At 50.9% G+C, this 20,212-nt stretch carries 19 protein-coding genes; 18 read left to right on the top strand and 1 reads right to left on the bottom strand.

What is annotated here, in order from left to right; genetic code table 11:
- Positions 1–2 precede the first annotated feature (2 nt).
- The 15 genes from U8T64_RS05560 to U8T64_RS05490 all read left to right on the top strand — a co-directional run bounded on the left by U8T64_RS05560 (position 3) and on the right by U8T64_RS05490 (position 16,918).
- Positions 3–2,873 (top strand): DEAD/DEAH box helicase, encoded by a 2,871-nt coding sequence (locus U8T64_RS05560; RefSeq protein WP_322181742.1) that lies wholly within the window; start codon positions 3–5, stop codon positions 2,871–2,873.
- A gap of 694 nt (positions 2,874–3,567) precedes the next feature.
- Positions 3,568–4,032: a hypothetical protein gene (locus tag U8T64_RS05555; protein WP_322181740.1), complete on the top strand. Its 465-nt coding sequence runs from the start codon at positions 3,568–3,570 to the stop codon at positions 4,030–4,032.
- On the top strand, positions 4,029–4,244 hold the full coding sequence (locus tag U8T64_RS05550) for a hypothetical protein (protein WP_322181738.1): 216 nt from the start codon (positions 4,029–4,031) through the stop codon (positions 4,242–4,244). The genes U8T64_RS05555 and U8T64_RS05550 overlap by 4 nt, the downstream gene beginning before the upstream one ends.
- A 109-nt stretch (positions 4,245–4,353) precedes the next feature.
- Entirely contained in the window at positions 4,354–5,979 is a 1,626-nt protein-coding gene (locus U8T64_RS05545; protein ID WP_322181735.1) for a recombinase family protein, read from the top strand.
- A 143-nt stretch (positions 5,980–6,122) separates the two neighbouring features.
- Positions 6,123–8,060 (top strand): ABC-F family ATP-binding cassette domain-containing protein, encoded by a 1,938-nt coding sequence (locus U8T64_RS05540; protein ID WP_322181733.1) that lies wholly within the window; start codon positions 6,123–6,125, stop codon positions 8,058–8,060.
- Positions 8,061–8,355: 295 nt separating this feature from the next.
- Positions 8,356–9,648 (top strand): tRNA (N(6)-L-threonylcarbamoyladenosine(37)-C(2))-methylthiotransferase MtaB, encoded by a 1,293-nt coding sequence (mtaB, locus tag U8T64_RS05535; protein WP_322181731.1) that lies wholly within the window; start codon positions 8,356–8,358, stop codon positions 9,646–9,648.
- Between the two features lie 599 nt (positions 9,649–10,247).
- Positions 10,248–11,561, top strand: a complete 1,314-nt coding sequence (locus U8T64_RS05530) for an MFS transporter (RefSeq protein WP_322181729.1) — start codon at positions 10,248–10,250, stop codon at positions 11,559–11,561.
- Between the two features lie 30 nt (positions 11,562–11,591).
- On the top strand, positions 11,592–11,813 hold the full coding sequence (locus tag U8T64_RS05525) for a Smr/MutS family protein (protein WP_322181728.1): 222 nt from the start codon (positions 11,592–11,594) through the stop codon (positions 11,811–11,813).
- 488 nt (positions 11,814–12,301) lie between these two features.
- A complete protein-coding gene (locus U8T64_RS05520; protein ID WP_322181726.1) occupies positions 12,302–13,585 on the top strand; it encodes a hypothetical protein in 1,284 nt (427 codons plus the stop codon).
- 26 nt (positions 13,586–13,611) lie between these two features.
- Entirely contained in the window at positions 13,612–14,058 is a 447-nt protein-coding gene (locus tag U8T64_RS05515; RefSeq protein WP_322181724.1) for a hypothetical protein, read from the top strand.
- A gap of 21 nt (positions 14,059–14,079) precedes the next feature.
- On the top strand, positions 14,080–14,532 hold the full coding sequence (locus U8T64_RS05510) for a hypothetical protein (protein ID WP_322181723.1): 453 nt from the start codon (positions 14,080–14,082) through the stop codon (positions 14,530–14,532).
- Positions 14,533–14,581: 49 nt separating this feature from the next.
- Positions 14,582–15,130 carry a hypothetical protein gene (locus tag U8T64_RS05505; protein ID WP_322181721.1) on the top strand — a complete coding sequence of 183 codons (549 nt, stop codon included), beginning with the start codon at positions 14,582–14,584 and terminating at the stop codon, positions 15,128–15,130.
- A gap of 139 nt (positions 15,131–15,269) precedes the next feature.
- Positions 15,270–15,788 carry a hypothetical protein gene (locus U8T64_RS05500; protein ID WP_322181719.1) on the top strand — a complete coding sequence of 173 codons (519 nt, stop codon included), beginning with the start codon at positions 15,270–15,272 and terminating at the stop codon, positions 15,786–15,788.
- Positions 15,789–15,879: 91 nt separating this feature from the next.
- The gene (locus U8T64_RS05495) at positions 15,880–16,407 is read left to right on the top strand and encodes a hypothetical protein (protein WP_322181717.1); all 528 of its coding nucleotides are present in this window, start codon (positions 15,880–15,882) and stop codon (positions 16,405–16,407) included.
- On the top strand, positions 16,391–16,918 hold the full coding sequence (locus tag U8T64_RS05490; RefSeq protein ID WP_322181715.1) for a hypothetical protein: 528 nt from the start codon (positions 16,391–16,393) through the stop codon (positions 16,916–16,918). The genes U8T64_RS05495 and U8T64_RS05490 overlap by 17 nt, the downstream gene beginning before the upstream one ends.
- 70 nt (positions 16,919–16,988) lie before the next feature.
- On the opposite strand, the gene U8T64_RS05485 is transcribed toward U8T64_RS05490, so the two are convergent.
- The gene (locus U8T64_RS05485; protein WP_322181713.1) at positions 16,989–17,798 is read right to left on the bottom strand and encodes a hypothetical protein; all 810 of its coding nucleotides are present in this window, start codon (positions 17,796–17,798) and stop codon (positions 16,989–16,991) included.
- A gap of 516 nt (positions 17,799–18,314) precedes the next feature.
- Here U8T64_RS05485 and U8T64_RS05480 point away from each other — a divergent pair.
- The 3 genes from U8T64_RS05480 (at position 18,315) to nrdR (ending at position 20,187) form a co-directional block, all read left to right on the top strand.
- Positions 18,315–18,746 carry a pyridoxamine 5'-phosphate oxidase family protein gene (locus U8T64_RS05480; protein ID WP_367575399.1) on the top strand — a complete coding sequence of 144 codons (432 nt, stop codon included), beginning with the start codon at positions 18,315–18,317 and terminating at the stop codon, positions 18,744–18,746.
- A 99-nt stretch (positions 18,747–18,845) separates the two neighbouring features.
- On the top strand, positions 18,846–19,643 hold the full coding sequence (locus tag U8T64_RS05475; RefSeq protein ID WP_322181711.1) for a sugar phosphate isomerase/epimerase family protein: 798 nt from the start codon (positions 18,846–18,848) through the stop codon (positions 19,641–19,643).
- 79 nt (positions 19,644–19,722) lie between these two features.
- Positions 19,723–20,187, top strand: a complete 465-nt coding sequence (nrdR, locus tag U8T64_RS05470) for a transcriptional regulator NrdR (RefSeq protein ID WP_322181709.1) — start codon at positions 19,723–19,725, stop codon at positions 20,185–20,187.
- Positions 20,188–20,212 lie beyond the last annotated feature (25 nt).

The raw sequence follows: 20,212 nt of genomic DNA, 5'->3' as shown, positions 1-20,212 counted from the left end.
ACATGAAAGTAGAATTATTTCCATTTCAAAAACGGGCGCTTGCCGACATTCGCTTGAAAACAGCAGAAGCCCTCGGCAGTTACCATAGAACACACGCTCCGCAAGTGGTTTCCTTTACGGCTCCCACGGGTGCGGGCAAAACGATTATTATGGCATCCCTAATTGAAAGCATTTTCTTTGGGGATGAATCCTATATGGAACAGCAGAACGCCATTGTAATTTGGTTGTCGGACTCGCCGCAGCTGAATGAGCAGTCCAAGCAAAAAATCGATGCCAAAGCAGATAAAATCCGTCTTGGACAGTGCGTGACGGTCAGTGAGGATTCTTTTGATATGGAATTCTTCGAGGATGGACATATTTACTTCTTGAACACGCAGAAGCTGTCAAAGACATCTAAACTTACAAAAAACGGAGATGGACGCACATACACGATTTGGCAGACCATTGCGAATACTGCAAGGAAAAAGAGCGACCATCTCTACTTTATTATTGATGAAGCGCATCGTGGGATGCAAGGCAAAGAGGCCGGCAAAGCAACAACCATCATGCAAAAGTTCTTGAAAGGGAGCGAAGAAGATCATATACCTCCAATGCCAGTGGTAATCGGAATGTCTGCCACCACCCAGCGTTTTAATGCTCTGGTAGAAGGAACCTCCTCAACTATACACAAGTCCATTGTCACAGCGGATGAGGTGCGGGCGTCTGGCCTGCTGAAAGACCGCATTGTGATTACTTACCCGGAAGAAAGCAGCGTAAACAAGGATATGGCCATCTTGCAAGCCGCCGCTGATGATTGGCAAGAAAAATGGCAACATTGGACACAGTATTGCCAAGAACAGCACTATGCCTATGTAAACCCTGTTTTTGTTATACAGGTATTGAACGGTAGCAATGGTAAACTTACAGATACAGATTTACAGGACTGCTTGCAGAAAATCGAGGAGCGTACTGGTTTTCGGTTCGATGCCGGACAAGTTGTGCATACGTTCGGTGAAAAGGGGACAATTACGATAGGCGGTCTGGATGTGCGCTATGTAGAACCATCGGATATCTCCGAGGACAGGAATATCCGTGTAGTATTTTTTAAGGAGAATCTTTCCACTGGGTGGGACTGCCCAAGGGCAGAAACTATGATGTCTTTCAAGCACGCCAGCGATGCCACCTACATTGCACAGTTGCTCGGCAGAATGGTCAGAACGCCGATGCAAATGCACATCACAGTAGATGAAGTATTGAATGATGTTCATCTGTTTTTGCCGTATTTTGATGAGGAAACAGTAAAAGATGTCGTAGATGCTTTGCAAAGTGCAGAGGGCGGGGATATTCCAACAGATGTGTATGGGGAGACACCCAATCAAAGGCGATACGATACTTTGACGGTCAGACCTGGTGGAAAAAGGCCAAACAACAATGTGCCTGGACAACTTACACTTGATATTCTGGGTGGCACAACAGAACAAGATGGAGCTACTATAACAGATTCCCAAAATCAAGGTGAAACAGCAGCAGAAAAAACTGTTGGTGAAACAAGTTCTTCAACATTGAATATAGCTGAGAGTCCTTATCGTGATTCAACAGTTGAACCTTCTTCCGATACACAAGCTACTGGTGCTATACCAGTAGCCGACAATGGAATATCGGCTCCAGCGGCAGAACCTTCTACAGAAGATACGAGTGCAGATGGCGCAAATCAAACAATCCCAGTTGATTTGTTTGACCGCGAAGAGATCATGAAATTTATCAATGATGCGAGTCTTCTCTCCTACAATGTTAGAGCTGTGCGAATTAATAATTACTTGACCTCGCTTTTCAAAATGGCACACCTGCTTACTATGTCTGGTCTGCATCGCTTGGCAATCAGAGAAGTGCAATCCGAGATTGCAGATATGATTCACGACTATGTGGAAAATTTGAAAACCCGTAGCGAATACGATGAACTTGTGTTACAGGTCAAGCAGTTCAAGCTGGCAACACAAATTTTTGATGCATTTGGGGAAACAGTTGACAACTACTATGTACATAACCTTTTCACAACTACGGACACAGATGTGGACAGGCAGTTCCGTATTGCGGAAAATAAACTCGGCAATGAGGGCATCGGAAATGTCTATGGAAATAAATACATGGATGAGGATGATCCCGGCAGATTTAAGGTGGATGTTATTCTGTTTGTTGCCGACGAAGATAGCATGAATAAACTGCACGCCTATGCTCAGCAGCGATTCCACCGCTTGAACGATGATTACCGCCGCCGCATTGCAACGAGTGTTGATGAGAAAGTACGCAGGCAATATGATACCATCGTGTCTGATGGAGATGTGGTAAGCAAACACAATTTCCGCTTACCGGAAACAATTCAGGTTCCACACGAAGCAGGTGGAAAAGCGTATCGAGACCATTTATTTGTCAGCGATGCAACAGGAATTGCTATATTAAAGCTAAACACATGGGAAATCGGGACACTTGAAGAAGAACAGGCGCAGGATGACTTTGTCTGTTTTATTCGTAATCCCTCCAGAGGTGCATGGTCTCTTTGCATCCCTTACGAAATGGATGGGGAAATGAAACCCGCATATCCGGACTTTATCATTGTGCGCAGAGACCCTGTTTCAAAATATGTCATTGACATTTTAGAACCTCACCGTCCAGACCTCGATGATAATCTTGGTAAGGCAAAAGGATTTGCAGAATATGCAAGACAAAATCCCGGACTTGGCAGAATCCAACTAATTCGTCAGATGAAACAGGCGTCAGGGACCTATAAATTCAAGCGATTGGATATGTCGAAAAGTGCCATTAGGGATAAAGTTTCTCATGCACAGAACAGCGAAGAACTTAATCATCTCTTTGACACTGATGGATTTTTTATGTAATGAATGATGAAGATATTTGTATAAGCAAGTTTTACTCGGCAGAGTTATCCGCGTCGGGAAAACGAACACATAGCCAGCCCGGTAAGAGACTATCACCAAAGTGGCAAGCAGTGCATTTGTTCCCACAAATGCCCAAAACAGCTTTCCGGCGTGACCGCCAGAAAGCTGTTTTTGCTTGTTGGTGGCACGGCCCCCAAACCCCTTTTCGCAGAATTTCATTCTGCGGCTACGCACCGTTCCGGCGCTTTTTCTCCCATTCCCGGCGGAGATTTTTTATAAAACGGCGAGGCTGGCTTACCAGCATGATCACAAACTGCCCCATAAAGGAAAACGGCATTTTTCAAAAATCCGTCAGGCTCGCAGAGCCGCAGCCAGCGTGAAACGCTGTTCAAAGGGCTTGGGATGCTTCCCAACAAGCAAAACCTGCGGTTTCCGGCATCGCCGGGAACCGTGGTTTTGAGCGTTTGTATATACAAACGCCCTGCTTGCCCAGTAGCGAAAGTCTGTGCTGTCCGCCAGCTCTCGACAAAATTTTTCCCAACGGCATTGACAGGAACATCCGTTTGTGCTACCATAATGTGGAACTGAATACTGCACATATTTTTCACGCAGATACATAGACCGAACCACAGCGTTTTTGCTGGGGTCGGTCTTATTGTATCTGCTTTTTTTGTTTTTGAAAGGAGGCCAGACAATGAAGAAAATCAAAACGGAGAAAGTCAGGCGCAAGCGGGGCAGGCCCAAACTGGACGCCCGTATCACCGAGGAATACGCCCCCAGCAGGCGGCAAGCGCTGAACAAGATGTATATGTATGAGGGCGTCCATCTATTATCGGTAGCGGATACCGAAATCCCAAACAGTGAGGTTTTATGGCAGGCGGACAGAACAGCCGTCACTGTAAAATCGCGGGATGGCATTCTGGAACAGCTCGGCAGAATGGCGGTGCAGGACAAGCTGGGCCGTACCGATTGCGTCTATCTCGCCAGCCTTGCCATCGCCGCCGTTCAAGCCGGGTATACCACACGAGAGGTGGAGGTTGCCCTGCGGGAGATCCGCATGGCGGCGAAGTCCAGCATGAAAAATCCAGACAGCGAGGCGCTTTATTGTGCGCTGGGCAACACCGTGGACATTCTGCGGAGGATGGGAGGTATCGCATGAAAACGGAAAAACGGCCAGTGGAAATCACAGTGGCGGGGGAACTCCCAGGCTTTGAATACAGCGGGCGCCGGGGCGTGTTTTTGAACCTGGGGCTTGATGTGGAAATGGACGGAGTGACCTATCACCTGTCCAGCAGCTTTGCGGAAAAAGCGGAAATGGGCGAGGTCATTGACACAGCAGAACTGGAGCGGGACGGGCGGCGGACGGCGTAAAAATTTACGATGTCCGTCAGAAAACTATTGCTTTACAGTGCTAAAGCGGCTATAATGGGAGCAGGTAACAGATGCTATGTTCCTGCGTCCAGGGAGGTAAAAAAATAAGATGCAGGAAAACTACAATGTTGGAATTTATTGCAGGCTCAGCCGGGACGATGAGAGGACCGGGGAGTCCGTATCCATCGAAAACCAAAAAATCATGCTCAGCCGCTATGTGCAGGAGCAGGGCTGGAACCTCTACGCCGCCTACTGTGACGATGGCGTTTCGGGTACGACCTTCGACCGGCCTATGTTCAATCAGATGATTGCCGACGCCAGGGCAGGGAAAATCAATCTGATATTGTGCAAAGACCTCAGTCGCCTCGGCAGAGACTACATCGAGGCTGGCCGGTATACGGACATCGTGTTCCCTTCGATGGGCTGCCGGTTCATCGCTCTCAATGACGGCGTGGACACCATCCACAAGAACAATGAGATGCTGGTCATTTTGAAGAACGTCATGAACGATCTCTACGCACGCGACACCAGCAGCAAAATCCGGGCGGTGAAGCAGTCCACATTTCGGACGGGAAAGTATGTCGGGTGCTACGCTCCCATCGGCTACCGAAAATCCTCGGCGGACAAGCACATCCTTGAAATCGACCCGGTGACCGCGCCTGTTGTTCTTCGCATTTTCGATATGCGTTTGCAGGGGGACAGCTTTCGGAAAATCGCCCGTACGCTGAATGAGGAGGGCGTACCCTCGCCCCGCGGTTTCTACTACATGGCGGAGGGCAGGCCGAACCTGCGGGGCGAGACACCCTACTGGAACGATGTGACGGTCAAGACCATTCTGCGGAATGAGGTCTACCTCGGCCACATGGTGCAGAACAAGACCGGCACCGTTTCCTACAAGGTTCACAAGCAGGTCAGCAAGCCGAAAGAGGACTGGATCAAGGTGGAGCATACCCATGAGCCGCTTGTTTCCCAGGAGGTCTGGGATGCCGTTCAAAGGCTGGACAATCACCCCTCCAAGGGGCGCTCCGGCAGCGATGGGGAAATCTCCCTGTTCGCCGGCGTCCTCTACTGTGCGGACTGTGGAGGTTCTATGCGGTATCAAAGGGATTACCGCAGCCGGAAGCGCCACGCCGATGGGCATTTTGGCGGGTTTCAAGCTTACTCATGTAACCGCTATATGAGCGGCGGCAAAGCGGCCTGTACCTCGCACTACATCAACTGCAAGGTGCTGACGAAGCTGCTCTTGCTGGACATCCACGCCAAGGCAATGCTGGCGCAGAACAGCCCCGCCGCCCTCAAGGAGAAAATCCTTGCCCAGAAGAACGCCGCCAGCGTGGAGCAGACAAAGGCGCTCCGGGCAACGCTGGCGGCGGTGGACAAGCGGCTGGCCGAGTTGGAAAAGCTGGTGGTGTCGGCCTACGAGGACAAGGTGAAGGGTGTCATGCCGGAGGCGCTGTGTGTCCAGCTGATGAACCGCTACGAGGACGAACGCCGGGGCAAGCTGGAACAGCGGACGCAGCTCACCGCCCAGCTGGAGGCCACGCAGGAGGACGAGCAGGCCACCGACGAATGGCTGAACCTGATCCGGGACTACTCCCAGCTTGAGGAACTGGACCGCCCTACGCTTTTGCGGCTCGTGAAACGCATCGAGGTCGGCGAGAAGTACGAAATCGCTGGGGAAACCCACCGGGACATCAAAATCTACTACAACTTTGTCGGCTATGTGGAACTCTGAAATCTATCCTTCTTTATGCGAGGTTATCTAACTGTAAATTTTGTACACACCGAAGAACTGGTTCCCTGCCCCTTGCGAAAAATCCGTTTTTCCCGTATACTATACCCTGTGTTCTTATGCGATAGAGTTAGGATGAAAACAGTATGGCGATTTTAACTGTAAATCATATTACCCAAAGCTTCGGGGAAACCGTGATCCTGGAAGGCATTACCTTTGAAATGCAGAAGGGAGAGCGCATTGGTCTGGTGGGAGTAAACGGCAGCGGAAAAACCACGCTGTTTAAGGTGCTTACCGGGGAATACACGCCCGATACCGGCTCGGTGGTCTTTTCCAAAGAAACGGCGCCGGGCTACATGGAGCAGCACGTTTGCCGGGACTTCCACAAAACGGCCCTGGAAGAAGTGATGACGGTGTTTGCCCCCCTGCTTCAAATGGAGCGGGAGCTGGAGGACTTAAACGCTCTGCTTTCTCAAAATCCGCCGGAAGAGGAACTGCAAAGGCTGATCCTGCGCCAGACAGAGCTCAACGACCGCTTTGTGGACGGCGGCGGCCTGACCTGTCGGGCCAGGGCCAGAAGCACCCTGATGGGGCTGGGCTTTACGGAAGAACAGCTCACAAACCGGGTAGGCGTTTTAAGCGGCGGGCAAAAGGCAAAGCTGCAGCTTGCCAAAATGCTTTTGGGCGGGGCAAACCTGCTGCTGCTGGACGAGCCCACCAACCATCTGGATATCAATTCCGTAGAGTGGCTGGAGGATTTTCTGAAAAATTACGGCGGCTCTTACATTGTGATCTCCCATGACCGCTATTTTTTGGATAAGGTGACCTCCCGCACTTTGGAGCTGCAGGGAACGCGGTTGGACTCTTATAAGGGAAATTACACCCGGTATCTGGTCTTGAAGGAAGAAAAGCGCCTTGCCATGGAGCGGGTGTATGAGAATACCCAGAAGGAGATCCACCGCATCGAGGGGATCATCGAGCAGCAGCGCAGGTGGAATCAGGAGCGAAACTATGTGACCATTGCCAGCAAGCAGAAGGCCATCGACAGGCTGGAGGCCACCCTGGAAAAGCCGGAGCAGGATCCGGAGGCCATTCGGTTTCGGTTTCACGCCAGCCGCCGCAGCGGAGACGATGTGCTGACAGCCGAAGACCTTTCCCTGTCCTTTGACGGCGGCGCGCCGCTGTTCCGGCAGGTGAATTTGGAGATCAAGCGGGGAGAGAAAATCTTCCTCATCGGGCCTAACGGGTGCGGAAAAACCTCGCTGTTTAAGATCCTTCTAGGCCAGTACCGGCAGGATAGCGGCTTGGTGCGTATCGGCGCCGGGGTGGATCTGGGCTATTACGAGCAGTCCCAGCTGAGCCTGCACGATGAAAAAACCGTGATCGATGAGATCTGGGACCTTCACCCCCGCATGAACCAGACCGAGGTGCGCAGCGCGCTGGCGGTGTTCCTGTTCAAGGGGGAAGACGTGTACAAGCCCGTCAGCGGCCTTTCCGGCGGCGAGCGGGCCAGGGTGCTGCTGTTAAAGCTCATGCTTTCCAAGGCGAATTTTCTGCTGCTGGACGAGCCCACCAACCACCTGGACATCGGCTCCTGCGAAGCGCTGGAAAACGCCCTTTCCGACTATGATGGCACGCTGTTTGTGGTGTCTCACGACCGTTACCTCATCAATAAGCTGGCAGACAAGGTCTACGTGCTCAGCCAAAACGGAGCCGCGCTGTACCATGGCAATTACGATTATTATCTGGAAAAGCGGGAAGCGGAGCTTATCAGGGAGGAAAAAAAGGCGGAACCCAAGGTGAACCTTTATAAGCTTCGAAAAGAGCGGGAAGCCGAACTGCGAAAAAAACGCGCCGCCCTTTCCCGGCTGGAGCAGGAGATCGAGGAAAACGACAAGGCCCTCCAGGCGCTGGAAGAAAAGCTGGAGGATCCCACTGTCGCCACTGATTACGAGGCCATCACGGAAGCCACCGGGCAGATCGCCGCGCTCCACGAAAAGGCGGAGGCGCTTCTCACGGAATGGAGCACCCTTTCGGAAGAGCTTTTAGATGTGGAGGAAGAGCAGAAGGACCATGAGAAATGAGGCAGCACGGCGCCGTGCAGAAGCTGATAAATTGGAATTTACGGGTGCACCGCTTACTTCTCACCTGTCATTACTGAACAGAAAGCAAGGAAACCTTGCTTTCTCGGTGAAGAATCTCGTCCTTTGCTCTTTTGCCCTGGAATTAAGGACGAGATTCTTCGTCACTTCGTTCCTCAGAATGACAGTGGGGAACTGTGTGCTAAACTACAATTTATCCAGCACCGCTTGTGCCCTTGCCCTTTTTCTAACAACTAACATCTAACAACTAGTTTCAAAGCAACGCGAGGTTTCCAGAATGAAGGTAAAATTTATTACGCTGGGCTGCAAGGTGAATCAATATGAATCGGAGGCCATGCTGGAGCTTTTGCTGCGGGAGGGCTTTCAGGAGGCGGCGGACGGCGAGGAAGCGGACGTGGTGGTGGTGAATTCCTGCACCGTTACCGCAACGGGAGATCAGAAGGCGCGGCAGGCGCTGCGCAGGGCAAAAAAGCAAAATCCCGGCGCTGTGGCGGTGCTGACGGGCTGCTGGCCCCAGGCCTTTCCCGGGGAGGCGGCGGAATTTCAGGAGGCAGATATTGTGCTGGGCACGAAAAACCGCGCCGCTTTGCTGCCCCATATTCTGAGCTATTTCTCCCACAAGCAGCGGATCGTGGACATCGCGCCCCATGAAGCCGGGGAAAAGTTTGAAGCCATGCGGGTGTCCTCCTTCCACGGGCGCACCAGGGCTTTTCTGAAAATAGAAGACGGCTGCAACCGCTTCTGTTCTTACTGCATCATTCCCTATGCCAGGGGCCGGGTGCGCTCCAAGCCTCTTTCGGAGATCCGGGCGGAGGTGAGGTCCCTTGCCGCCCACGATTACCGGGAGGTGGTGCTGACCGGGATCAACCTGCCGGCTTACGGGCAGGACTTGGGCCTGCACCTCTGCGACGCGGTGGAGGCGGCCTGCGAAGAGCCGGAGATCCGGCGGGTGCGGCTGGGCTCTCTGGAGCCGGAGCAGCTGACCGAGGAGGTCATTGCCCGCTTGCAGCGCCAGAAAAAGCTGTGTCCTCAATTTCACCTTTCCCTGCAAAGCGGCTGCGATGAGACCCTTCGCCGCATGAACCGCCATTACACTACTGCGGAATACCGACAGATTGTAAAAAATCTTCGGGCGGCCTTTCCCGGCTGTGCTATCACCACGGATATCATGGTGGGCTTTGCCGGGGAAACCGAAGAGGAGTTTCAGACTTCCCTGAATTTTGCGAAAGAGATCGCCTTTGCGAAGGTTCACGTGTTCGCTTATTCCCGCAGGCCCGGCACAAAAGCCTATACCGCGCCGGATCAGGTGCCGGAAAAAGTAAAGGAGGAGCGAAGCCGTGTGATGATCGCCGTCACCCTTGCTACTCAGCGAGCTTTCCTAAGGGCTCAGGTGGGAAATACCGAAGAAGTACTCTTCGAGCAGGCGGCGGATAAAAACGTGTACGAGGGCTACACCGGAAATTATACTCTCGTGCGGGCCGTTTCCCCCATGCCCCTGCACGGCCAGCTGCTTCCCGTACAGATCACAGAAGCGGGAGAAGGCTTTTGCCTTGGGGAGATCAGACGCTAGATGCTGGAGAAGGGCGTAAGGGCGATATAGAATGAACAGTGAGAAATGAGCAATGAGCAATTAAGGGCAAGGGCGTTAGTTCGGTAAGTTGAAATTTAGCGGTGAGGCACCGCGGCCACTCGTGAAGCTGCTTGGTGCGGGAAGTTAATCACTGGCCCGACCGTTAGTAAGCAGATAAATTGGAATTTGGTGGTGAGCCACTCACCTCCCACCTGTCATTCTGAACGAAGTGAAGAATCTCACCCTTTTCCCCAGAATCATGGTCGAGATTCTTCGTCACTTCGTTCCTCAGAATGACAGGAGGGAGCTGTTCGCTAAACTATAATTTAGCGGTGTCCCTGCGGTCGGGTCAGAAATCATTTTCCCGCACCAAGTAGGGATACGAGTACCAGCGGCGGTTCGCCATTAAACTATCATTTACCCGCCTCTTACATACTTTTCTCCCGCCACTCTGAAAAATGCCCAATTCTAAACCTTCTTGTCAATTCTCCTTAAAATTTCAAAATTTCACTTGTAAACTTAGTGAAAATATGAGATGATAGGAGCAGGAAAAAACCGGGGCAGAGAAAAGCCCGGCGAATCAGGAGGGGGCGCCTTTTATGGCGAAAGCAAACGACAGAAAATTTACCAAAACCGAGAAAAGCTGGATCCTGTACGACTGGGCCAATTCCGTATACGCCACCAATATGCTGGCGGCCATTTTCCCGCTGTATTTTGCCAGCGTCTGTCAGGCAAACGGCGCGGATAATCTGGTGCTCTGGTCCTACGGTACCTCTGCCGCCACCTTCCTGGTAGCGATCCTGGCGCCTATTCTGGGGGCCTTGGGAGACCACAAGGGCCACAAGAAAAAACTATTTGCCGGGTTTTTATTCCTGGGCGTGGCCTTTACCCTGTTCAACGCCTTTACTGGGGACTACCGCCTGCTGCTGGTGGGCTATGTGGTGTCCCACATTGGATTTTCCGGCTCCTGCCTGTTTTACGACGCTTTTCTTACCGATGTTACCACCCTGGAGCGCATGGATCGTGTTTCCTCCTGGGGCTATGCCATGGGCTATATCGGCGGCAGCACCATTCCTTTTTTGATCTCCATTGTCATTTTGGTTATGATGGGCATGGATAACCCCCTGGCTTTCCGGCTGGTGATCGTGCTTACCAGCGTCTGGTGGCTGGTGTTCAGCATTCCCGCCCTGAAAAACGTGAAGCAGCTGCATTACATAGAGCCCCGGAAAAACCTGGTGCGCTCCACCTTTTCCAACCTGTGGCGCACGGCGAAGGATATTTTTTCCCACAAGGGGATCTTCCTGTTCCTGGTGGCCTATTTCTTCTATATCGATGGCGTGAACACCGTGATCTCCATTTCCACCTCCTACGGCTCCAAGCTGGGGCTTGACACCGTAAGCATGATTCTGGCGCTTTTGGTCACGCAGATCGTGGCGGTGCCCTTCTCCATTCTGTTCGGCAGACTGGCGGGAAAGCTGGGCTCTGTGAATATCCTGTGCGGGGCCATCGCGGTGTATTTCTGCATTTGTGTGGTGGGCTTCTTTATGGGCTTCAACATCGAGCAGCACCCCGGAGACGCTTCCGCCCTGAGCCTTTCTCTGACCCTGTTCTGGTGCATGGCGTTTCTGGTGGGCACCGTGCAGGGCGGCATTCAGGCCATTTCCCGTTCCTATTTCGGCAAGCTGGTTCCCGCTGAGCGTTCCAATGAGTATTTCGGCTTCTTTGATATTTTCGGCAAGTTCGCCGCCGTGATCGGCCCCCTGCTGGTGGCCTTCTTCACCCAGCTGACCGGGCGGGATTCCATCGGCGTCATCAGCCTTGCGCTGCTGTTCCTCGTGGGCTTTTTCATTCTCTTTACCGGCCGGAAGAAGCTCTTTTCCGAGCAGGTTGCCCGGCCTGAAAGCGGGGAATAAGCCATGCGGTTTCGGCGGGAAGGGGCTGTGATGAGCGTGGACCTGCACGGGGTCTATTTGGAGGACGCCCGGGAGCTGCTGCTGAACTGGCTGGACCATGCTCAGCCCGGCGTCACGGAGCTGCGGGTGATCCATGGCTCCAACCGGGGCACCGTGCTGCGGGATATGGTGCGGGAGGAGCTTTCTCACCCCAAAATCAAAGCAAAACTCCCCACCCTGAACCCCGGCGAGACCCGGCTGATTTTGAAGTAGCCGGATATCCTTTTTCGCCGCTTATGATCCTGCCGGGCGGGGCGGGTTTCGCAAGCCGGACAAGCCGCTTTCTTACCGCGGCGCATCAAGCTGAAAAAATGAATCGGCCCATTGCGGGAATTACTCCTGCAATGGGCCGTTTTCTCTGCTGTTTTAGAAGAGCTGATAGGGATTTCTAATAGCTGAGTCAACGCAAATGCGCAAAGTGCATAAAAATTTATTCAACTTAGAAAAAATTACTTGACAATATTCTTTGTTCGGCATAAAATGAAAGTTAAGGTAGAATCATTTTACATGATTAGGAGGGGAGGGAAAAGAATCAAAGGGTCAAAGGGCTGACAGGCGTTGAAGCCCAAGAGCATGTATGAATGCTTCGGCGCAGAATCTCAATGGGTTCCACACGTTTTCCGGATTTTGAAAAACCAGATGCTTTCCCGGGCTTATTGTGTCTATGCCGATAGCCTGGCACGAGGAAAAGAGGTAACAAAATGAAAAAGAAATTGCGTAACCGGTTCGTTTCGCTTTTCCTGGCAGTGGTTTTCGTGCTGTGCGCTTCCGTTCCCGCCGGCGCGGTATCGCCGGTGCAGGGGTGGATCACGGACAGCGACCTGTTTATCGGGGAGGAAGCGGCAAAATACATTGCGGAATTTTTTGTGCGGGACATGATAGAAACCGGCGCCACCTGCTGGAATTCGGAAACCGCTGTCACAAAGCTTGTTCCCCTGTATGATGAGACCGGGGAAAACGTGGTGAGCTACACCGCGGAGCGGACCCAGGGCTATCTTGTAATCTCCGCCTATGCGGACGTGCCCAATATCATTTTGGAATGGGCGGACGAAGCGGAACCGATTTATGAGGAACTGCCTCTTCAGGAAAATTCTAAAATCATTTACGCCGGTGGCTTGGACTATTTTGCAGATCAAGGTGGTAACACAGTAGTCAGTGTTGATGGAACAGCTATACCCAAACAAAAGCTGTCCTGCGGATTGATGGAGCTGCGCAGCCCAGATAATATTCCTGCGAAGTTGGCGGAAGCCATTTCGGAGACTAAGCAAGCTGTTTCTGCCGGAGAGGCTGGGATTTCTCCACTTTCCAACAAATATGGGGAAGATATTATTGACGTATATGAATATGCGACAAATACGTATGGTGGGACATGGAAATATAGTAACCATGCAAATCATTGGGATGAACATGCCAGTTCCGCTAGAGTTAGTTTATTTGAAAACTATAAAGGGGTTCATTACTATAATCACTGCGGACCTGTAGCAATTACAAATATTTTATCAATGTACGGAAAGAAATATGGAAATTCCTCACTTATTAACAAATCTTATGCGGAAATATTTGAAAAAGTGCTTGCGGCAAGTAAAACTGCTTCTCCAAACTATTACATAAATGACCCTAATGGAGGAACAAAAGGCGAAACTGCAAATAAGTTTATCGAAGCCTCTTTCCGGCAGTTTGGCATAGCACCAGGGACAAAAATGAAAACTTTCGGACCATATGAAATAACCTATGAAAATATAGTAAATGCAACCACAGCGGATCGTCTGATGTATGTAATGCTGGTTGGCCATGAATGTTATGGAACACATCATTTAGTTGCCTATGCCTATAATCGTATTTATAATACACAAAACAGTAACTTAAAGAAAGTTTTCTTAAAGGTATGTGATGGTCATGTGGTTACTCCGCGATATATTGACGCAAGTCAATTATTTTCACAATATAATACAACTCCTTATTGGGAGGTAAAATTTTATGGATAATTCAAGGTAAAGCAAGGAGCAGTAACATGCAGCAAATGGAAACTACCAAAAAGCATTTAATCTTTTTTCTTTCTATCACCGTTCTTTTTGCCATCGGGCTTTCATTGATCGCCTGTACAGGCACCCCTTTCTCACAAGAGTCCCCCTTGGAGCCCGGGCAGCTATTTCGCTTTCGTAAAGAAGCCGTGACGGGCCTTACCTTAAGGAGCGGCGCTTCCAACAAAAGGGAGCTTAACGGGGAAGAGCTTGCAAAAGCGCTGTCCTGCCTGGAAAGCTTTCGGTATCAGTCCGTGGTCTATGAAGAACCGGTAGGAGGAAAAAACGAGTACAGCTTTTTCCTGCAAAGCGTTTCCGAAAGGGCTCCCTCCGCTTATTCCGCGGTAGTTACCTTTCGGGAAAACGGGATTCGGATAGGCGGTTACTGGTACCTGAGCGAGCAGGATTCTTTACGGGAACTGATGGAGCTTCTGTAATGACCGGAAAGGAACGCGCTGATGAAACTTTTAGAAGCAAAGAAAGCCGGAAAAAAGCAGATGATCTTTACCCTTTATTTTCTCTTGGCACTGGCGGCGGTATGCCTGGTGATCTCCGGCTGTGTCCGGCTGTGGAGCAAAAATCAAATGGAGCCCGGCCAGATATTCCGCCTTTCCAGGAACAAGGTTTCCACCATAGAGCTTGTGGAGCGCCGAAGCGGAAAAAAGACAGTCGTTCAAGATGAGGAAACGCTGGCCTGGGCTATAGATGCCCTCAATGCTTACAGATATTCCTATGTCTTTTTCTTTGACAAAGAACGGGCAGACCTGGAGGACGGCTTTGAGCTCCGGATTCATAACGGCTGGCAATGGGAAAGCTATATTTTTGCCAGGGAAGGTTTCCTGATTGATGGACTCTGGTACGGAGGAGACAGCATAACGCTGTCCGAGCTCAGTAGCCTTGTGACCTCTTAAGGCAATGCTGTACAAGTTACGGCTAACGTATAGAATTGTGTGGTGTATCTTGTTGGTACAAGTTCTAAAAGGAGGCGCCAGCCTGGAAGAGCAGAAGGGAAAGAAAAAGAATAGCAAAAAGCGGAAAATTCCGCTTTTCCTGATCATTATGTTCCTGGGAGTAAGCCTTTTCGCGCTGGGAAGAATGGTCTATGCAAAATACGTGGTTCCCAGGCCGGTGGAGTTTACTACCTTTTCTCCATTTGAAAGAAGAATTTTTGACCTGGACGCGTCAGAAATAGCAGCAATTCGTTTTTTTAGCTGGGAGCGAGTCTATAGTAACGGAACCCGGAGAGCACCGTTTTACACCTTCGATACAAAAGAAGAAATTGAGACTTTTGTAGAGTACCTCAATTCTTTTCGATATACCCATACAGCGCCCGGTCCGGATCCTGTCAATTTGGGAAAGGAAGGTCTACCTGCTTGCAGATTCTTGGCAGAAACGAAGAACGGAGAAAATTTCCACTGCAGTTTCGAGCAAAACCGCGTTTACATCGGCGAGGTGTGGTACTACGGCGATCCAGGCTTTTTCCAAAAGCTGATGGATTTAGAGAAGTAGTGTCAAAAGAAGACTCCTCCTCTCCTTTTTGCTTGCTTTCAATTTCCCGATTCGGTGAGTGTTTATCCTGAGAGAGTTGTATAAGGAGTAAAGAAAACATCAGTATATTGAACTCATCTTCTAACCAGGAGGAATCGGCATGGAAGAGCAGAAGGCGGAGAAAAGGAGCGGCAAAAAACGGAAAATTCCGCTTTTCCTGATCATCATGTTCCTGGGAGTAAGCCTTTTTGCACTGGGGAAGATGGTCTATGTAAAATACGTGATTCCTCGGCCAGTGGAGGTTACCATTTTTGCACCTTTTGAGAGAAGAATTTTTGACCTGAACGCGTCAGAAATAGAAATCATCGGGTTGACCGGCAGTGTACGTATCACTAGTTATGGAGATCATCTACCTCCCTTATATTGTGATCTTGAAGGGAAAGAAGAAATTAAAGATATGGTAGACTACCTCAATTCCTTTCGATACACGCATACAGAACCCGGCCCGGATTTCCGAAATCTGGGAAAGGGCGGCCATACTTATTGCAGTCTGGCTATGAGGAAACAAACAGGAGAAACCTTTGGCTGCCATATTGAGGAAGACCGTGTTTGTATCGGAGAAGTATGGTATTACGGTGACCCGGATTTTTTCCAAAAGCTGCTGGAGCTGGTAAACTAAGTGGAAAAGGAGAGGGAAGTTCTCTCTTTTTCTCTTTTCAGTGAGTGCTTTTCCTGTGAGCATTGTATAAAGGAGAAAGGGGGGATCCACTATGAAAAAGCAAAAAAATGACAGAAGTCGCACTGCTCTTTTCCTTCTTCCGCCGCTCCTCCTCCTGATCGCCGGAATCGCGGAGGTGTTGTTCTTTTCTTCTGTTCGCTCGGAAGAACCGCCGCTGGAACCGGGACAGGCCTTTCGGTTTCAGACCCGAGATGTACAAAAAATCGGGCTTTGTCTCTGTTCTAACGAGGGGGTAACTGTAAAAGAAGTCTCTCTGGAAACTCCGGAACAGATCGGCAGAATAGTCGATGCCTTAAACGGCTTTCGCTACCGGAAAAGCAAATTTATCAATCTAATGGATCCTCAGGCATCTTCTGAGACGCCTTCTTTACAAAAAAACTATGTCGCTATTGATTTGATTTTTACTTCCGGTAAGTCTTGCGGGTGTTTTCCACGTGAAAATGGGGAACTCCGGTTACGGGATATTCGGCGCAGGTTTATCGGAGATACCTCGGCCCTGCTTTCTGTTTGTCACGAGTTTCTGGAGGAAGGGGGAAGTCAATATGGAACAGAGGGCTAAAAAGCGCTGGAAAAAGTGGGTACAGCTTGGCGCTTATGTCCTGCTCCTGGGACTTGGGCTTTTCTTCCTTTTCGATTATGGACGCTGTAGCCTCAAGCAGCTGCAAATGGAACCGGGACAGCTTTTTTGCCTTTCCGAGGAAGAGTTGATTCGGATTTCCCTGATCGACCCCGAAAGCGGGATCGAAATGAACCGCTATCCCGGCGAGGACAGGACAAAGCGGGCGATCGAAGTGTTGAACGAGTATCGCTACAGCTACATTCTACCGGAGGAAGCCATCACCAATATGGATTATGGCATTGCCGGTACCGTGGAGATTCACACCCGGTACCGGACAGAGACCTATCGCTTTTCTACCCGGGGCGTTCTGAAGAACGGGTTCTGGTATTGCGGAGATGCCCGCTTGATCGGCTTTATTCCCTCAGTGCTGTCTACTCCCGAGCTTGTACCTCCCTCTTCTCCGGGCCCCACCGGGATTCCGGACTTTCCTCTTCCGGGACAGGAAGAATGAAGCGGTTTTCTCCTTGAAATTGACCACTTCTGATCAAAAATTCGTCTTTTCCTCTATTTTCAAGCAAACCCTAGCGGTATTTTGCCGCTATTTCTTCACTGCTCTCTGAAAAAAGCGACTGAGCGATCTTCTGGACATTTTCAACAGGGAGTTCGGCCAGACTGCCTCTGTCTTTTTTTAAGCATATCTCAAATCCTCTCACAATGCGCTCCGCAGCTAATCCATGCCCATTGCCTGTTTTTGTTACATCGGCCTGACTCACGAAACGCTTCAGCATTTTCCGCTCTCTGGAATAAATCAATTCTACCAGCTTGGCGCGGTATTCCAGTTCCTCGCTTGTGATGCCCTTATAGCGGGCTTGGTCCATGGCATGCTGAGCTTCGTGTTTCAGAAGGGACACTTGGAAATCTTCTGACTCCAGATCATAAGCGGCTCTGACGCAGTGAATCAAGCCATCGCCATTGGACCAGCCGCCAGTGCCCGTTTCGCCAAAGGAAATGTAGTCCAGCCAGCTTTTCATAATGAACCCGTCCAGAAATTTAACAGCGTAGTCCTGCTTGCCCTCCGGCAGCTCCACCTTATAATGTCTCAGTTCCTCGACCTTCCATATATACGGACCGTAGTATCCACTGGTTCGTCCTGTCAGAGCGTAAAATGACTTCCGGTGGAACGCCGTTTCTGCCATTTCCTCCAGCTTGTCCAGCGAAGCATCGGACGCTGTTTGAAACAGTTCTGCCAACCGTTCCCGCAGCCGTTGCGCAGTTTCTTCGGCAGGCAGCTCCAAATAAAAGACCTCCCGGTAATACTTCTGATAGATCAAGAGGATTTCGTTCAGTTCCGTATCTACATCGTAAGTCAGGTAGTGTTCTTTTTGATACAAGTCCACACCCTTTTGATAGAGTGCTGCCGTTTCCGGGAACTGTTTCCAATACGTCATTGCTGCCCGAAGGTTTCCCTTTATAAGCATTTCACGTAGGGTCTCCTTCTCAAATTTTTTCATAGCGCAAACCCTCCAAACCCATATTTCTCATGAACCAAGTATACCGCCAATATGAATGACAGTCAACTCTCATTGATAGGCCCTGGTAGTAGTAGCAAGCAATACCCCGGTATATACACGGCGCAGCTTGTTGAGGGCCAATAAGGGAAAGGGAGTGCCCAAGGTTATCCTCGGACGCTCTCGTTTCGGTTCCCTTCTGCTGGTCGATCACAGCCTTTAGCCTGTGACATTCTGTCATAAATGAGCTGCCAGTCGTGTTGTATAAGAATTACAGAGCTTATCTTCTAACCAGGAGGCGCCGGCATGGAAAAGCAGAAGGGGGAGAAAAAGCCTTGCGGGCCGCCGGAAAAAAGTGTATGATGAGAAACATCAGAGACGTGAAAGGGGACGGGTTTCGTGGAACAGCAGGCAAGGCAAAAGGCGCTGGAGATCATGGAGCAAAGGTTCGGGTGCGATGCTTTGATCGCTTTGGCTACAACGGCGGGGGAAGTTCCCTTTGTACGGGCGGTCAACAGCTACTATGAAGACGGCTCCTTTTATGTTATCACCCATGCGGGATCCAGGAAAATGCGACAGCTGGAGCAAAATCCCCGTGCCGCCATTTGCGGAGACTGGTTCACGGGCCATGCCCTGGGGGAAAGCCTGGGGTGGCTTCGCCTGCCGGAGAACGCGGAGCTGGCGGATAAGCTGCGGGCGGTGTTTGCCGAGTGGTACGATAACGGCCACGTGGACGAAAGCGATGAAAACACGGTGATCCTTCGGCTGCGCCTGACAGACGGCACGCTGGCGGATCACGGTACATGGTATCAGATAGACTTTACCGAATAGGAAATTTCACACTTGGAGCTTGTACCGATGGGAGAAAACTGTACGCATATCTTGTCGGAGTTGCCTTTATGTTATCCGGCAGGAAGGGAGGACTTTCTTTTGAAAACCGGGATCAGCACGGCTTGCTTGTACCCCATGGAAACGGAGCAGGCCCTTGCCCTTCTTCTTTCCTTGGGCTACCGGCGGTTCGAGGTGTTCTTAAATGCCTTTGAAGAGCTGGAAAAGCCTTTCCTTCGGGAGCTGAAGCGGAGGGCGGAGGAATACGGCGCTTCCTTTTGCTCTGTTCACCCCTTTACCAGCCCCATGGAAAGCCTGCTGCTGTTCGGGGAATATTCCCGGCGCACCGAGGAGGGGTTCCGGCTGTATGGTCGGTATGCGGAAGCGGCGGCCTATCTGGGCGGGAAATATGTGGTGCTCCACGGCCAGCGTCAGGGTGCGGGGCCCCTTTCCGAAGAAGCCTATTGGGAGCGGTTCGGGCAGCTGACCCGTTTCCTTGCCTCTTCCGGAGCGAGGCCCGCCCAGGAAAATGTGCGGGATCACAGAAGCAGCGATCCTGATTTTATCAAAGGCATGAGGGAGTATTTGCAGGAAGACTGCGCTTTTGTGCTGGACGTGAAGCAATGCGTTCAATCAGGCTGTACCCCAAAGGAAATGGCGGAAGCCATGGGAAACAGGCTTGCCCACGTTCATCTCAGCGATCACAAGCCCGGCGCGCCCTGCCTGCTGCCCGGCGCGGGAGCGTTTGATTTTTCCTCCTTCCGAAAGACGCTGGAAGGAATTTCCTATCAGGAAACGATTGTGACAGAGGTGTACCGGCGGAATTTTTCTCAGCCGGAGGAGCTGGAAGCGGCCCGCCTGATGGTGGAAAGCTGCTTTTCAGACGACTTTTTTTCCTGAATTTCTTGCTTTTTCCACATGTGGTAGTGTATAATACTAACAATAACAGTATGTATGAGTATTCAGGAGGTGCCAGACTGTGAAATGTCCATTCTGCGGCTATACGGAAAGCCGTGTGATCGATTCCCGCCCCACCGATGAAGGGGAGCGGATCCGCCGCCGCCGGGAGTGCCTGAAATGCGGCAAGCGCTTTACCACCTATGAGATCATCGAAAGCGTACCGATCGTGGTGATCAAAAAGGATAAATCCCGGGAAACCTTTGACCGCAATAAGCTTTTGGGCGGCCTCTTGCGCGCCTGCGAGAAGCGGCCCGTATCGGTGGATACCCTGGAACGCATTGTAGATGAGATCGAGAACCTGCTCCAGAATTCCCTGGATCGGGAGGTTTCTTCCCAGCGGATCGGCACCTATGCCATGGAAAAGCTGAAGACGGTAGACGAGGTGGCCTATGTCCGTTTCGCCTCCGTGTACCGCCAGTTCAAGGATATCAACAGCTTCATGGAAGAGCTGAGCAAGATCATCAGCAGCAAAAGGGAGCTGTAAGGAAAAACTGACGCGCCGTCTGGCC

Origin of the sequence: Neglectibacter caecimuris (genome assembly GCF_034335015.1) — a bacterium.
Classification (GTDB): domain Bacteria; phylum Bacillota; class Clostridia; order Oscillospirales; family Acutalibacteraceae; genus Acutalibacter; species Acutalibacter caecimuris_A.
This window is presented reverse-complemented; position numbering and strand designations above follow the sequence as displayed.

Excerpts from the sequence above, each read along its gene's own strand:
- U8T64_RS05560 (WP_322181742.1), top strand. The coding sequence starts at position 3 with ATGAAAGTAGAATTATTTCCATTTCAAAAACGGGCGCTTGCCGACATT.
- U8T64_RS05555 (WP_322181740.1), top strand. The coding sequence starts at position 3,568 with ATGAAGAAAATCAAAACGGAGAAAGTCAGGCGCAAGCGGGGCAGGCCC.
- U8T64_RS05550 (WP_322181738.1), top strand. The coding sequence starts at position 4,029 with ATGAAAACGGAAAAACGGCCAGTGGAAATCACAGTGGCGGGGGAACTC.
- U8T64_RS05545 (WP_322181735.1), top strand. The coding sequence starts at position 4,354 with ATGCAGGAAAACTACAATGTTGGAATTTATTGCAGGCTCAGCCGGGAC.
- U8T64_RS05540 (WP_322181733.1), top strand. The coding sequence starts at position 6,123 with ATGGCGATTTTAACTGTAAATCATATTACCCAAAGCTTCGGGGAAACC.
- mtaB (WP_322181731.1), top strand. The coding sequence starts at position 8,356 with ATGAAGGTAAAATTTATTACGCTGGGCTGCAAGGTGAATCAATATGAA.
- U8T64_RS05530 (WP_322181729.1), top strand. The coding sequence starts at position 10,248 with ATGGCGAAAGCAAACGACAGAAAATTTACCAAAACCGAGAAAAGCTGG.
- U8T64_RS05525 (WP_322181728.1), top strand. The coding sequence starts at position 11,592 with ATGAGCGTGGACCTGCACGGGGTCTATTTGGAGGACGCCCGGGAGCTG.
- U8T64_RS05520 (WP_322181726.1), top strand. The coding sequence starts at position 12,302 with ATGAAAAAGAAATTGCGTAACCGGTTCGTTTCGCTTTTCCTGGCAGTG.
- U8T64_RS05515 (WP_322181724.1), top strand. The coding sequence starts at position 13,612 with ATGCAGCAAATGGAAACTACCAAAAAGCATTTAATCTTTTTTCTTTCT.
- U8T64_RS05510 (WP_322181723.1), top strand. The coding sequence starts at position 14,080 with ATGAAACTTTTAGAAGCAAAGAAAGCCGGAAAAAAGCAGATGATCTTT.
- U8T64_RS05500 (WP_322181719.1), top strand. The coding sequence starts at position 15,270 with ATGGAAGAGCAGAAGGCGGAGAAAAGGAGCGGCAAAAAACGGAAAATT.
- U8T64_RS05495 (WP_322181717.1), top strand. The coding sequence starts at position 15,880 with ATGAAAAAGCAAAAAAATGACAGAAGTCGCACTGCTCTTTTCCTTCTT.
- U8T64_RS05490 (WP_322181715.1), top strand. The coding sequence starts at position 16,391 with ATGGAACAGAGGGCTAAAAAGCGCTGGAAAAAGTGGGTACAGCTTGGC.